The sequence below is a fragment of the Streptomyces kronopolitis genome (assembly GCF_050953795.1).
GTDB classification, from domain to species: domain Bacteria; phylum Actinomycetota; class Actinomycetes; order Streptomycetales; family Streptomycetaceae; genus Streptomyces; species Streptomyces kronopolitis_A.
In genome coordinates this window covers 3,767,348-3,781,361 of sequence record NZ_CP191850.1, presented here as the reverse complement: position 1 = coordinate 3,781,361, position 14,014 = coordinate 3,767,348, and the positions used below count along the sequence as shown (strand labels likewise).

Below are 14,014 nucleotides of genomic sequence, written 5' to 3'. Positions count from 1 at the left end.
TAAGGGTGGCCTTCCCTGGGGCGGTCGCATGCTGGACGTCGATGTGAGACACCGATCTGGTGTGTTTTGTCATGAAATCACCGCACCCGTGACCGCCCCGCCCTTGACGCTCCGGACTCCGCCATTGGTTCTACTACCAAAGTCCTGGATCCCGGTGGAAAACGCCTCGGGCCACCTCTCTGACAGGGTGTCAGACCGTCAGGAATTGAGGTAGGTGAGTACCGCGAGCACCCGACGGTGATCCCCGTCACTCTGCGCCAGCCCCAGCTTCAGGAAGATGTTGCTGACGTGCTTCTCGACCGCGCCCGCGCTGACCACCAGCTCCCGGGCCACCGCGGAGTTCGTCCGCCCCTCGGCCATCAGGCCCAGGACCTCCCGCTCCCGCGGCGTCAGATGCGCCAGCACGTCCTGCTTGCGGCTGCGGCCCAGCAGCTGCGCCACCACCTCCGGGTCCAGCGCGGTCCCGCCCCCGGCGACCCGGACCACCGCGTCGACGAACTCCCGCACCTCGGCCACCCGATCCTTGAGGAGGTAGCCGATGCCCCGGCTGGAGCCGGCCAGCAGCTCGGTGGCGTACTGCTCCTCGACGTACTGCGAGAGCACCAGCACCCCCAGGCCGGGGTGGTCCCGGCGCAGCCGGATCGCGGCCCGCACCCCCTCGTCGGTGTGCGTCGGCGGCATCCGTACGTCCGCCACCACCACGTCCGGCAGCGCGCCCCCGTCCGCCAGCTCGGCGATCACCTCGATCAGCGCCTCGGCGTCCGCCACGCCCGCCACGACCTCGTGCCCCCGGTCGGTGAGCAGCCGGGTCAGGCCCTCCCGCAGCAGCACCGAATCCTCGGCGATGACCACCCGCACTGTGTCCTCCACGGTTCAGATTCCCCCTGCCCTCAGCGCATCCCGCTCTGCCGCCTCCAGCATCCCAGCATCCGGACGGGGACGCGGCGGGGAAGGCGGGAGAGCGGGAAGGGGGCGCAGCGGCGGCGGGCCCCGGGTACCGGCCCGGGAGCCCGCTGCCGGCCGGGGGTCAGCCGCGCCAGGGCAGTTCGGCGGTGATGCGGGTCGGGCCGCCGTCCGGGGAGTCCACGATCAGCAGGCCGTCGACGGCGGCCAGGCGCTCGGCCAGGCCCGCCAGACCGGTGCCGGCGCCGGTGTGCGCGCCGCCCCGCCCGTCGTCCGCGACCAGCACCATCAGCCGGTCCTCGGTGCGCCACACGTCCAGCGTCGCGCTGCCCGCCCGGGAGTGCTTGGAGACGTTCTGCAGCAGCTCGGAGGCGGTGAAGTAGGCGATGCCCTCGATCGCGGCGGCCGGGCGGCGCATGGCCTCGACGCCCACCGTGACCGGCACCGTGCACCGCGCGGCCAGCGCCGACAGCGCGGGCCCGAGCCCGCGGTCGGTGAGGATCGCCGGGTGGATGCCGCGGGCCAGGTCCCGCAGCTCCTGGAGGGCGAGCTTCACCTCGCCGTGGGCCTCGTCCACCATCTTCGCGGCGGCCTGCGGGTCCTCGTCGAGCTTCTCCCTGGCCAGGCCCAGGTCCATGGCGAGCGCGACCAGCCGGGCCTGGGCGCCGTCGTGCAGATCGCGCTCGATGCGGCGCAGGTCGGCCGCCGCGGTGTCCACCACCACCCCGCGGTCCGACTCCAGCTCCTCGACCCGGGTGGCGAGGGAGGAGGGCCCCAGCAGGCCTTGGACCATGACCCGGTCCACCTGGGTCAGCCCGCGGATCACCCACGGCCCGGCCAGCACCATCAGCAGCCCGATCCCGCCGGTGAGGGCGACCTCCACCGGGCCGTCCACGACGAATTCGTGGCCGCGGCCGTCGTCGAACAGCCGCAGGCCCGGCTGGTCGACGTACGCGGGGAAGACCCACCGCAGCAGCGGGTAGGCCAGCAGCGCCCACCCGACGGTCCAGAAGGTCAGCGCGCAGACGAAGGAGAAGATCCCCCACGGGAAGTGCAGCAGTCCGTAGACGACGTGCCGCCAGGACGCCCCGCTCCTCAGCACCGCCCCGACCCACCCCATCAGCCCCGGCTTCGCGGCCCGGACGGGACCCGGATCGGCGACCTCCATCCCCAGCAGGGCCCGGGCCCGGGCCCGCTCCACGGCGCCGAGGCCGCGGGCGCCGGCGAGACCGGCGGCCAGCACCGGGATCCCGACGAACGTCACCAGCAGGCCGGCGCCCAGGGAGACCACCGTCACCGTGTAGGTGAACATCACCATGGCCATCGGGAGGTTGAGGAAGAGGTACAGGGTCTCCCGCCAGGTGCGCCCGGAGAACGGGGCGCGCAGCCCCACGGGCACACGGGAGCCGCGGTGCTGCGGTGCGTCTGCGGAATCCATCGTCGCGTCGTCCATTTCTGCCGTTCGTTCGGCCGGTTCTGCCGGTCGCGGCGCCGCTCGTGGCCGCTGCCCGCTCATTGCGTCCCACCCAGGGTCCGCGCCCGGCGCCCGCCGCACCATGAGGGCCCTCGCAGTCTTGGCCGGGGGTTTTCCCCACCACCCCCGGGAGGCGTGCGCCCTCAGCGGCCCGTCGACGCCGGACCGGAATCCGTCCGCGCCCGCCACGGCAGCTCGGCCGTCACCCGGGTGGGTCCGCCCACCGGCGAGTCCAGCACGAACAGCCCGTCCACCGACCCCAGCCGCCCGGCGAGCCCGGCCATCCCGCTGCCGCCGTCCAGCCGGGCCCCGCCCCGCCCGTCGTCCGACACCAGGATCAAGAGCCGGTCGCCCGCCCCCCGCCCGCCACCGCCCCGGTCCGGGAGCCCTGCGGGCCCGCCCCCCTCGACCCGCCACACCTCGACCGACGCCCGCCGCGCCGCACTGTGCTTGGAGACGTTCTGCAGCAGCTCCGAGACGGTGAAGTAGACGATGCCCTCGATGGCGGGCGCGGGCCGCTCGGTCAGGTCCACCGAGGTGGTCACCGGCACCGTGCAGCGCGCGGCCAGCGAGGTCAGCGCGGGCCCGAGGCCGCGGTCGGTGAGGATCGCCGGGTGGATGCCGCGGGCCAGGTCCCGCAGCTCCTGGAGGGCGAGCTTCACCTCGCCGTGCGCCTCGTCCACCATCGCAGCCGCCGCGCGCGGATCCTCCACCAGCTTCTCCTTGGCCAGCCCGAGCCCCATCGCGAGGGCCACCAGGCGGGCCTGCGCGCCGTCGTGCAGGTCCCGTTCGATGCGGCGCAGATCGGCGGCCGCGGTGTCGGTGACCGTCACCCGGTCCGACTCCAGCTCGGCGATCCGCCGCTCCAGCTCGCCGGAGGGCGAGAGCAGCCCGCGCACCATCGCCCGGTCCACGTCGGACAGCCGGCGTGCCGCCCACGGCAGCACCGGCCACCCCACGACCAGCAGGACGAGGACGGCCGTGAAGGTGAGCAGGACCCACGGCAGCCGGACGAAGGCGAACAGCGCGTGCCGCCAGGCGACCGGATCCTTCAGACAGGTCCACAGCCACGGGAAGAAGCCCGGCTCCCGCGGCCGCAGCCGGCTCGGCTCCGCGACCCGCAGCCCCAGCAGCGCCGCCGCCCGGGCGCGCTCCAGCCGCCCGTACCGCCGGCACGCCAGCAGCCCCGTCGCGAGCAGCGGCAGCCCGATCACGGTGACGGACAGCCCGATGCCCAGCGTGAGCCACACCAGCACCACCACCCACGCCGCCAGCCCCAGCGGGAAGTTGGCCAGGAGGTAGGCGACCTCCCGCCACATCGGGCCACCGAACCGTGCCCGGGGCGGCGGTGGCGGGGCGTCGGCGGCGGTACGGGACCGGGATCTTTCCGTCATGGGCCCCAGCCTGCCCGGCCGCGTCGCCCGGTGCCATGGGCACAGGGGTGGTCGGTGGTGGGGTTTTCCGCACCCTGTCCCGGTTCGTCGCCGGCCCCTCGCGCGGGGCGGGCCGGCCGGCCGCATTCCGGGCCGGACGGGCGGTGGCGGCCGGGCCGTATCGTGGCAGGATGACGGGCGGTGCGCGTGCGCCCCGAGTGAGCCCCACTGACAGCAACACAGGGACCGCGTCGGCATGGTGAGTGTGAGTACGGGGAGGGGTTCGGGGGCCGTGTCGGGTACCTCCCTCAGCCGGGTGACCCTGGTGGGCGAGCGGCGTCGGGTCGAGCTCGTGCTCCCCGCGCGGGAGTCCCTCGGGGTGCTGCTGCCCGAGATCCTGCGGCTGCTCGGCGACCGGCCGGGCCAAGAACCCCTGGCGCGGCGGCTGATGGCCGCGGACGGGACGGTGCTCTCGCCGGACGACTCGCTCGCCTCGGCGAGGCTTTCCGAGGGCGCCGAGCTGCGGCTCGTACCGGAATCCGGGACACCCGCGGCGGCCGCGCCCGGCACGACGGACGAGGCCGCCGGCGAACTGCGGGTGCACGGCCGGCGCTGGGGCGCCCGGAGCCGGACGTGGACGGCCGGCGCGGCGAGCGTGCTGCTGGCCGTCATCGCCGGTACGGCGGCGGCGTGTTGGTACGGGCCCGGTGCCGCGGCGCTCCCGCTCGGGATCGCCGGGGTGTCGGCCGCGGCGCTCGGCGCGCTGCGCGCGGGCACCGGCCGGCGCCCGCTGCACACCACGCTCCTGCTGCTCGGCGGGGCGCTCGGCGTGCTCGCCGCGTGGCAGGCCTCCTCGCCCGGCGCGGAACGGCTGGCGGCCGTCGGACTGACCGTCGCGGCCGTGCTCGCGCTGCTCGGGGTCCGTACGGGGCCGGGGCGCGGCGGGCTCGTCGGCGCGGCGGCGGTGGCCGGCGCGGTGGGCGCCTGGGAGGCCGGGCTGGCGCTGACCGGCGCGGCACGTACGGGAGTTGTGCTGGGCGCGCTCTCGGTGCTCGTGCTGGGGTATCTGCCCCGGCTGGCGCTGCGGGCGGCCGGGCTGACCCGGCTCGACGACCTGCGCTCCGGCGGTGCGCCGGTGAGCCGGCACCAGGTGGCGACCGCCCTGGGCGCGACCCATCGCGGTCTCGCGCCGGCCACCGTCGCCGTGGCGGTCTCCGCGGGCGCGGCGGGCGTGCTCGCCGCGGTGGCCGGGGACGGCTGGTCGGCCGCCGCCGCTGCCCTGTTGTGCCTGGTCACGCTGGCGCGTGCGCGGGCCTATCCGCTGGCGGTCGAGGTCCTCGCGCTGCTGGGGGCCGGCACCGCGGTCGCGGTGTGCCTGGTGCTGCGGTGGGGGGCCGCTTCGGGTGATCCGGCGGGTGCGCTGGCCGTGTTGGGCGTGCTGGCGGTGCTGCCGCTCGCGGCGCTCGCGCCGCGGCCGCCGGAGCACGTCCGGGCCCGGCTGCGCCGGCTGATGGACGTCGTCGAGTCGGTCGGTGTGGTGGCGCTGATCCCGGTGGCCCTCGGGGCGTTCGGGGTCTACAGCGGGCTGCTGCACGCGTTCTGAGCCGGAGGCGGAGACGGACATGGCAGCGGAGGGACCAGTGGCGGCGGACGGGCCGGCGGCGGGCGGACCGGCGGACGGACCGGCGGACGGTCCGGCAATGAGCGACGCGCAGTACGAGGTGCTGCGGGAGCGGGGTGGGGAAGCGATGACACCGGGGGACGCGAGCGACGCGGGGGCCGGAGCCGGGCCGGTATCCGGATCCGGAGCCGCCTTCACCGAGGCGGATGTCCGGGACATCCCCACGGCGCCGACGGCGGAGCCCCGTCCCGACGGCGCGCTGCTTCCGCCGGTCGCCCCGGCCCCTGCCCCGGCCCCGGTCTCTTCCTCCTCCTACGGGCCCGCCCCTACGGGGTATGCCCCTCCCGCGTATCCGCCGGCCCCCTCCGGGTATCCGCCCGTGCCGTCCGCTCCACCGCGGACGCCCGCGCCCGCCGGGCCCTCCGGGGCGGCTCCCTACCCGGCCCCGGCCCCGCACCCGCGGGCCGCCGCGTCCGGGCCCGCCCCCGTGCACACGCCGACCCCCGTCCACGCCCCCGCTCCCGTCCGCGTCCGCGCGGCCGCCCCGATGCGGCGGTCCGGGCCCACCCCCGTCTCCGTGCCGCTGATGCCGCCCGAGCTGGACGCGCTGCGGAGCAAGCCCCGGCACGGGGAGTCCGTCACCCAGCGCGCCGGGCGGGCCGTACGGCGGGCGATCGCCTCGTCGCCCGCGGCGGAGACCACCGCCGTCACCCGGGCCGGATACGCCATCCAGCAGCCGGTCACCACCGGCCGGCAGATCGCGGTGACCAGCATCCGCGGCGGCGCGGGCAAGTCCACGGTGTCCGCGCTGCTGGCCCTCACCTACGCGCACTACCGCGCCGATCCGGTGCTGGCCGTCGAGGCCGATCCGGCGCTCGGCACGCTCCCGCACCGGCTGGGGGCGACCGAGGTGCGCTGGTCGGGAACCGACCTGGCACAGATCGTCGATCCGTCGATGCTGATCACGGACCTGACCGGGTATCTGATTCCGTTTCCGGGCGGCGGCTGGCTGCTGCCCGGCAGCCAGGGCGCCATCGGCACCCGCCTGGACCTCGACACCTACCGGGTCGTGATGACCTCGCTGCGCCGGTACTTCGCGACCACCGTCGTCGACTGCGAGACGCTGCCCGCCGAGGTGGCGCGCACCGCGCTGGTGACGACGCAGGCCCGCATCCTGGTCTGCCCGGCGACCCCGGAGGGCGTGGCCGCCACCCGCTCCGTCCTGGACTGGGTCGGCGGTCTGCACCCCCGGATGCTGCCGACGACCGTCGTGGTGCTCAGCCATGCCGCGCCCGACACCGGGCTCGATGTCCGCAGGGCCGCCGAGCATCTCGCCGTCGGCGGCGCGGCGGTGCTTCCGCTTCCGTACGACCGCCACCTCGCGGCGGGCGGGGCGATCCGTACGGAGCTGCTCGGCGAGCGGACGCTCCAGGCGGCGGCGGGGATCGCGGCCGAGGCGATGAACCGGGCCGTCTCACGGACCGAGAACGGCCGCTCGCGGACCGGCCGGGACGCCCCGCCGCCGGCCCGCTGACGGGGTGGCCGGCGTCCGTCGCGGCCTCGCGCGCGTCCGCTCTGTGAGACAGTCGCCGAGACCACCGGAGGTGCGGCTTACGCTCCCTGCCGCCCAGGTAGGGCGAAGTGGGGACAAGCTCACCGTCGGCGACGACGCGGCTTCTCGGGGCGGCCCGGCCAGGGCCTAGACTCCCGTCCGTACAGATCGTCGAAGTCGTTGCACAAGCGCAGTCAGGGAGCGAGGGGCGGACGTGGTGGACGCGACCGGACGCACCACCGTCGCCACGGAGTATTTCCAGGGTTACTCGGTCGTCGGGATCATCGCCCTGATCGGGGTGCTCTTCGTGGCCGTGGCCTTCGGGGCCGGGCGGCTGCTACGACCGGTGGTGCCGACCCCCGAGAAGCTGCTGACGTACGAATGCGGCGTGGACCCGGTCGGCGAGGGCTGGGCGCACACCCAGGTCCGCTACTACGTCTACGCCTTCCTCTACGTCGTCTTCGCCGTCGACTCGATCTTCCTGTTCCCCTGGGCGACGATCTTCGCCGCCCCCGGCTTCGGTGGTGTGACGCTGGTGGAGATGTTCATCTTCCTCGGCTTCCTCGCCATCGGCCTGCTCTACGCATGGAAGAAGGGCGTCCTGGAATGGACGTGAACCCCGCACCCCACGGGCCCGCAGCAGCGTCCGAGGGCGCCGGCCCCGAGTTCCTGCCGGAGCCGCGGCGCCTGGGCACCCTCGCCCGGCTCGCGCCCGAACCGATGAAGGTGGTCCTCAACTGGGGCCGCCGCTACAGCCTGTGGGTCTTCAACTTCGGTCTGGCCTGCTGCGCCATCGAGTTCATCGCCGCGTCCATGGCACGGCACGACTTCATCCGGCTCGGCGTCATCCCGTTCGCGCCCGGCCCGCGCCAGGCCGACCTGATGGTGGTCTCCGGCACGGTCACCGACAAGATGGCGCCGGCGGTCAAGCGGCTCTACGAGCAGATGCCCGAGCCGAAGTACGTCATCTCCTTCGGCGCCTGCTCCAACTGCGGCGGCCCCTACTGGGATTCGTACGCCGTCACCAAGGGCGTCGACCAGATCATTCCGGTGGACGTGTACGTCCCGGGCTGCCCGCCGCGGCCGGAGGCGCTGCTCCAGGGCATCCTCAAGCTCCAGGAGAAGATCGCCCGCGAGTCGCTGGGGGAGCGGTACGCGCAGGGCGGCACGGCCCGGCCCTCGACGGCCGCGCTGCGCAGCGGACTGGTCACGCCGCCCGCGCCGGCGGGGGAGGAGCCCCGATGAGCGAGCAGCCCGAGAATCCCGGGCAGCAGCCGGGCAAGCCCGAGCAACTGCCGGCGGATGCCGAGCAGCCGGCAGCCGCCGAGCAGCCGGCAGCCGCCGAGCAGCCCGAGCCCGTCGTCGGCTGGCTGCCGCGGCCCGCGAGCGAGATCTTCGGCACCGGGGCCACGGCGGAGCTGGCCTACGACCTGCTGACCGTCGACGTCCCCGCGGACGGCTGGCTCCCCGCGCTGACGGCCGCCCGCGACGATCTCGGCTGCCGCTACTTCGACTGGCTGAGCGCCGTCGACGAACCCGGCACCGGCTTCCGGGTCTGCGCCCATCTCGTCCGGGTGGCGGGCCCCGGCACCGTCCGCCGGCTGCTGCTGCGGACGACCGTGCCGCACGAGGCGGCCGCGCTGCCCACCGCTCTCGGGGTCTACCCGGGCGCCGGCTGGCACGAGCGCGAGACCCACGAGATGTTCGGCATCGACTTCACCGGCCATCCGCACCTCGTCCCGCTGCTCCTCCCGGACAGCTTCGAAGGCCACCCGCTGCGCAAGGACTTCGTGCTGGCGGCGCGGGTCGCGAAGGCGTGGCCGGGGGCCAAGGAGCCGGGGGAGCCCGAGCACGGCGGGCCCAAGCGCCGTCAGATGCTGCCCCCCGGCGTCCCGGACCCGAACGAATGGGGCCCGCTGAAGGGCCAGCTGCCGCCGGCCCCGGCGCGTCCGGCACGGGGTGCGCGGGCCGCGGGCGGTGCCCGTGCGGCCGGCGCGGCGGGCGAGCGCCCGGCCCGGCGGACCCGGACCGCCGGCGCGGGCTCGGCCGGTCAGCAGGCGGACGGCGGGGCCGCGGGGACGCCGGAGGTTCCGGCCACCGCGCCCGGTGGCGACCGTCCGGAGCGCCCGGCCCGCCGCACGCGGTCGGCGAGCGCCGGCTCGGCCAGTCAGCAGGCGGAGGCGGCCCCGGCCGCGGAGCCCGCGGAGACGGCCCCGGAGCCCCCGGAGACAGCAGAGACCCCGAAGACCGCAGAGCCCCCGGAGCCCCCGGAGACCCCGCAGGCCGCCCCGAAGGCGGCGCCCGCGGGCTCCTCCGACGCACCGTGGCACCACGCCCGCCCGGCCTTCGAGGAGTCGGGGGAGCCGGGGAAGCCCCGGGAATCCGGCACGGCGGAGCCCGGTCCGACGCGGAAACCGGCGCCGGAGCAGGAACAGGTGCCGGCACCGAAGCCGGATCGGGAGTCCGCACCGAAGCCGGAGCCCACGCCGCCGCCCGGGCCGCCCGGCCCCGCGACGGACGAGTCCCAGGAACCGGAAGGAGGCGACACCCCATGAGCGACGCGCTCGACATCGCGCTGCGCCTCGTGGCCGTCTTCGTCGTCTTCCTGGTGTTCCCACTGGTCATCGGCCAGACCGAGCACAAGGTCATGGCCCATATGCAGGGCCGCCTCGGCCCCATGTACGCGGGCGGGTTCCACGGCTGGGCGCAACTGGTCGCCGACGGCGTGAAGTTCGCGCAGAAGGAGGACATCGTCCCGGCCGGCGCCGACCGGCGGATCTTCCAGCTCGCGCCGGCCGTCGCCCTGCTGCCCTACCTCCTGGTCCTGGTCGCCGTCCCGATCGGCCCGCACAACGCCGTGGGACAGGATCTGGACGCGGGGATCTTCTTCGTGCTCGCCGTCATGGGCGTCGGCGTGCTCGGCTCGCTGATGGCGGGCTGGGCCTCGGCCAACAAGTTCTCGCTGCTCGGAGGCCTGCGCACGGCCGCCCAGCTGCTCGCCTACGAGCTGCCGATGCTGCTCGCCGCGGCCTCGGTCGCGATGGCGGCCGGCACCCTCTCGCTGCCCGGCATCCTGGAGGCCTTCCACTGGTGGTGGGTGCCCTGGCAGATCGTCGGCGGGGTCGTCTTCTTCGTCGCGGGGCTCGCCGAACTGCAGCGGCCGCCGTTCGACATGCCGGTCGCCGACTCGGAGATCATCTTCGGGGCCTACACCGAGTACACCGGGCTGCGCTTCGCGCTCTTCCTCCTCGCCGAATACGCGGGCATCGTCGTCCTCTCCGCGCTGACCGCCGTCCTCTTCCTCGGCGGCTGGCACGGCCCGTTCGGCGCCGACGGCCTGGGCTGGCTGTGGACGCTGGTGAAGACCGTGCTCCTCGCCTTCGGCGTCATCTGGCTGCGGGTGACCTACCCCCGGCTGCGCGAGGACCAGCTGCAAAAGCTCGCCTGGACGGTCCTCATCCCGCTCTCGCTCGCCCAGATCGCCCTCACCGGCGTCGTCAAGGTGGTGATCTCGTCATGAGCTTCCCCGGTTCCGGCCTCGCCAAGGGGCTGGCCGTCACCCTGCGGACGATGACGAAACGATCGGTCACCGCGCAGTACCCGGACGTCCAGCCCGACCTCGCGCCCCGCACCCGCGGCGTCATCGGGCTGTTCGAGGAGAACTGCACGGTCTGCATGCTGTGCGCCCGCGAGTGCCCCGACTGGTGCATCTACATCGACTCCCACAAGGAGACGGTGCCGCCCGCCGCCCCCGGAGGCCGCGAGCGCAGCCGCAACGTGCTGGACCGCTTCGCCATCGACTTCGCGCTGTGCATGTACTGCGGGATCTGCATCGAGGTCTGCCCCTTCGACGCGCTCTTCTGGTCACCGGAGTTCGAGTACGCCGAGACGGACATCCGCGAGCTGACCCACGAGCGCGACAAGCTGCGCGAGTGGATGTGGACGGTGCCCGAACCGCCGGCGCTCGACCCGGCGGCCGAGGACCCCAAGGAACTCACCGCCGCCCGCAAGACGGCGGACAAGCTCGCCGCGCAGCAGGCCGCGGAGGCCGAGACGCGGGAAGAACCGCGGCAGGACCGGCCGGAGAACCCGGGGGAGGCAACGTGACCCTCGCTGCCACCGGCCACGGCTTCCTCTCGCCCAGCGGCGTCGAGATCGCCTTCGTCCTCGTCGGGATCGCCACCCTCGGCGCGGCCCTGCTGACCGTCACCACCCGGCAGCTGATCCACGCCGCCCTCTGGCTGGTCGTCGCCCTCGGCGGGATCGCCGTGGAATACCTGCTGCTGACGGCCGAGTTCATCGCCTGGGTGCAGGTACTGATCTACGTCGGCTCGGTCGTCGTCCTGCTGCTCTTCGGGCTGATGCTCACCAAGGCGCCCATCGGCCGTTCCCCGGACGCCGATTCGGGCAACCGCTGGGCCGCGCTCACGGTGGCCCTCGCCGCGGCGGCGGCGCTGGTCTGGGTCGTCGTGGACGCCTTCCGCGCCACCTGGATCGACCTGGACCGCGCCGTCCAGGGCTCCACCGAGGTCACCGGACGCAGCCTCTTCCAGTACTGGGTGCTGCCCTTCGAGGCGCTGTCCGTGCTGCTGCTCGCCGCGCTCGTCGGCGCGATCGTGCTGTCCCGCAGGACCGGCGAGGGCAAGGCCGCGGCGGCCGCCCTCGACGACGGTGCCGCCCCCGCCCCCGCTCCCCGGGAGGAGCAGCGCTGATGCATCTCGCCTACCCGGCCGTCCTCGCCGTCCTCCTCTTCTGCACCGGTCTCTACGGCGTCCTCGCACGCCGCAACGCGATCCTGGTGCTGATGTCCGTCGAGCTGATGCTCAACGCCGTCAACCTCAACCTCGTCGCCTTCGACGTCTGGCTGCGCGACACCCTGCACGCCGGCCAGGCGCTCACCCTCTTCACCATCGCCATCGCCGCCGCCGAGATCGGCATCGGGCTGGCGATCGTGCTGCTCGTCTACCGCAACCGCGGCAGCTCCGACATCGACCGGCTCCGTGACCTCGCCGAGCGGGCGGACGCCGCGGACGGGGAACCGCAGCCGGACACCACGGCGGAGGCCGCCGCGTGACGCTCACGACCACTGCCGTCCTCGTTCCTCTCCTGCCCTTCCTCGGGGCCGTCGCCGGGCTTCTGCTGGGCCGCCGGGCACCGGGGTTCGTGCGGCCGCTGGCGGTGCTGCCGACCCTGGCCGCCGCCGTGCTGACGGTGGTCGTCGCCGTCGGGCAGGGCACCGGCCCGGCCACCGACGTGGCCACCGAACTCACCCCGACCGGCTCGATCCCCATCGACCTGTCCCTGCACCTCGACGGCTTCGCGGTGCTGATCGCCGTCCTGGTCGGCACCGTGGCGACCTGCGTGCAGCTCTACTCCACCGGCTACCTGCGCGACGACCCGCGCTACGCCTCCTACGCCGCGCTGGTCTCCCTCTTCACCTCCGCGATGCTGCTGGTCGTCTACACCGGCGACCTGATGGTGCTGCTCGTCGGCTGGGAAGTCATGGGCATCTGCTCCTACTTCCTCGTCGGCCACTACTGGGAGACCGAGGCCGCCCGGTCCGCCTCCCTCAAGGCCTTCCTCGTCACCAAGCTCGGCGACGTCCCCTTCCTCTTCGGCATCTTCGCGCTGGCCACCGACGCCGGGACCTTCCGCATCACCGGCATCCTCGGCTCCGTCGCCGGCGGTGGGCTGCACCACCCGACGCTGGTCGCGCTGCTGCTGCTGGCCGGTGTCGCGGGCAAGTCGGCGCAGTTCCCGCTGCACACCTGGCTCCCGGACGCGATGGCCGGCCCGACACCGGTCTCCGCGCTGATCCACGCCGCGACGATGGTGGCGGCCGGTGTCTATGTCGTGGCCCGCCTCCTCCCCGTGTTCGCCGCCTCCGCGGCGGCGCTGGTGGTGCTCGCCGTCATGGCCGCGATCACCATGGTCGGCTCCGGCCTGGCCGCCCTGGCCCAGGACGACATCAAGCGGGTCCTGGCCTATTCGACGGTCGGCCAGCTCGGCTACATGCTCGGCGCGCTGGCCGTCGGCGACCGCGGCGCCGCCGTCTTCCACCTGATCTCGCACGGTGCCTTCAAGGCCCTCCTCTTCCTCGGCGCCGGCGTGATCATCCACGCCGCGGGCACCAACTCGCTGGCCGCCATGTCCCGGATGAGCGGCCTGGCCCGGCGCATCCCGGACGCCTACTGGACGATGACGGTCGCGCTGCTCGCGCTCGCCGCGATCCCGCCGTTCGCCGGCTTCTTCTCCAAGGAAGCCGTCCTGGGCGCCGCCGAGCACGCCGCCACCGGCGACGCGCACGGCATCCCCGGCGCGGTCGGCTGGACCGTCCTGGTCTCCGGACTCCTCACCGCCCTCCTCACCGCGGCCTACGCCATGCGCCTGTGGCTGCGGGTCTTCCGCGGCAAGGGCGCCGAAGCACCCGACCACGGCCGCCGGCCGGTCGTGATGAACGCCGTGCTGTGGGTGCTCTTCGTGCCGACCGCCGCGCTGGGCCTGGCCGCCCCGCTGCTGCCGCGGTGGTTCGACGGACGCTCCCTCGCCCCGACCCTGACCACCTCCGTCCTGGGCACCGGCGTCGCCCTCGTCGGCGGCCTGGTCACCTACGCCGCCTGGCGCCACACCACCGCCCTGGCCGCCCGCACCCCCATCGGTGCGGTCGTGGCCGACCCGGACGCCGGCCCCGAGGCCGCCGAGGAGACGGCCATCGCCACCCACGCCCCGGTCTACGGCGACAACGCCGGCGCCGCGGACCCGGCCGACCCCGGCCGCCTCCTCCTCGGCCCGCTCCAGCCGCACGCCGCAGTCGGCTTCCACCTCGACGCCCTCTACTCGGCGCTGTTCGTGCGGCCCGTACGCGCGGCCGCCACCCTCGTCCGCTTCCTGGACCGTGAGGTCGTCGACACCTACGTCCGCGCCGCGGGCGCCGGACCCCGCCTGCTGGGGGCCGCCGTCCGACGGGCCCAGACCGGCAACGTGCAGACCTACCTCGGCGCGCTGCTCGCGGGCTCGCTCGTGCTGGCCGTCGCCGCCGTCCTCGTCGCCACGGGCACCGGAGTCTGACCGTGCAGCCATCCCCCGGGGGC

At 74.7% G+C, this 14,014-nt stretch carries 13 protein-coding genes; 10 read left to right on the top strand and 3 right to left on the bottom strand.

Annotated features, from left to right (window positions below; genetic code table 11):
• Positions 1 to 198: 198 nt before the first annotated feature.
• The 3 genes from ACQP17_RS16610 to ACQP17_RS16600 form a co-directional block, all read right to left on the bottom strand.
• A complete protein-coding gene (locus ACQP17_RS16610; protein ID WP_433859918.1) occupies positions 199 to 858 on the bottom strand; it encodes a response regulator transcription factor in 660 nt (219 codons plus the stop codon).
• 169 nt (positions 859 to 1,027) lie between these two features.
• Complete coding sequence (locus tag ACQP17_RS16605) at positions 1,028 to 2,341, bottom strand: sensor histidine kinase (RefSeq protein WP_433856986.1); 1,314 nt, start codon at positions 2,339 to 2,341, stop codon at positions 1,028 to 1,030.
• 179 nt (positions 2,342 to 2,520) lie between these two features.
• On the bottom strand, positions 2,521 to 3,771 hold the full coding sequence (locus ACQP17_RS16600) for a sensor histidine kinase (protein WP_433856985.1): 1,251 nt from the start codon (positions 3,769 to 3,771) through the stop codon (positions 2,521 to 2,523).
• A gap of 235 nt (positions 3,772 to 4,006) precedes the next feature.
• On the opposite strand from ACQP17_RS16600, the gene ACQP17_RS16595 reads away from it, so the two are divergent.
• From ACQP17_RS16595 to ACQP17_RS16550, 10 genes are all read left to right on the top strand, one after another.
• The gene (locus ACQP17_RS16595) at positions 4,007 to 5,353 is read left to right on the top strand and encodes an EsaB/YukD family protein (protein ID WP_433856984.1); all 1,347 of its coding nucleotides are present in this window, start codon (positions 4,007 to 4,009) and stop codon (positions 5,351 to 5,353) included.
• 97 nt (positions 5,354 to 5,450) lie between these two features.
• A complete protein-coding gene (locus ACQP17_RS16590) occupies positions 5,451 to 6,905 on the top strand; it encodes a hypothetical protein (RefSeq protein WP_433856983.1) in 1,455 nt (484 codons plus the stop codon).
• A 232-nt stretch (positions 6,906 to 7,137) separates the two neighbouring features.
• Positions 7,138 to 7,539 (top strand): NADH-quinone oxidoreductase subunit A, encoded by a 402-nt coding sequence (locus ACQP17_RS16585; RefSeq protein WP_364880264.1) that lies wholly within the window; start codon positions 7,138 to 7,140, stop codon positions 7,537 to 7,539.
• A complete protein-coding gene (locus ACQP17_RS16580; RefSeq protein ID WP_249637696.1) occupies positions 7,530 to 8,168 on the top strand; it encodes an NADH-quinone oxidoreductase subunit B in 639 nt (212 codons plus the stop codon). The genes ACQP17_RS16585 and ACQP17_RS16580 overlap by 10 nt, the downstream gene beginning before the upstream one ends.
• Positions 8,165 to 9,478 (top strand): NADH-quinone oxidoreductase subunit C, encoded by a 1,314-nt coding sequence (locus tag ACQP17_RS16575; protein WP_433856982.1) that lies wholly within the window; start codon positions 8,165 to 8,167, stop codon positions 9,476 to 9,478. Before ACQP17_RS16580 ends, ACQP17_RS16575 begins: the two co-directional genes overlap by 4 nt.
• Positions 9,475 to 10,443 (top strand): complex I subunit 1/NuoH family protein, encoded by a 969-nt coding sequence (locus ACQP17_RS16570; RefSeq protein ID WP_364880261.1) that lies wholly within the window; start codon positions 9,475 to 9,477, stop codon positions 10,441 to 10,443. The genes ACQP17_RS16575 and ACQP17_RS16570 overlap by 4 nt, the downstream gene beginning before the upstream one ends.
• On the top strand, positions 10,440 to 11,030 hold the full coding sequence (locus ACQP17_RS16565; protein ID WP_433856981.1) for a NuoI/complex I 23 kDa subunit family protein: 591 nt from the start codon (positions 10,440 to 10,442) through the stop codon (positions 11,028 to 11,030). The genes ACQP17_RS16570 and ACQP17_RS16565 overlap by 4 nt, the downstream gene beginning before the upstream one ends.
• A complete protein-coding gene (locus ACQP17_RS16560) occupies positions 11,027 to 11,635 on the top strand; it encodes an NADH-quinone oxidoreductase subunit J family protein (protein WP_433856980.1) in 609 nt (202 codons plus the stop codon). The genes ACQP17_RS16565 and ACQP17_RS16560 overlap by 4 nt, the downstream gene beginning before the upstream one ends.
• Complete coding sequence (gene nuoK / locus ACQP17_RS16555; protein WP_433856979.1) at positions 11,635 to 11,997, top strand: NADH-quinone oxidoreductase subunit NuoK; 363 nt, start codon at positions 11,635 to 11,637, stop codon at positions 11,995 to 11,997. Before ACQP17_RS16560 ends, nuoK begins: the two co-directional genes overlap by 1 nt.
• Positions 11,994 to 13,991: an NADH-quinone oxidoreductase subunit 5 family protein gene (locus tag ACQP17_RS16550; protein ID WP_433856978.1), complete on the top strand. Its 1,998-nt coding sequence runs from the start codon at positions 11,994 to 11,996 to the stop codon at positions 13,989 to 13,991. Before nuoK ends, ACQP17_RS16550 begins: the two co-directional genes overlap by 4 nt.
• The last annotated feature ends 23 nt before the right edge of the window (positions 13,992 to 14,014 follow it).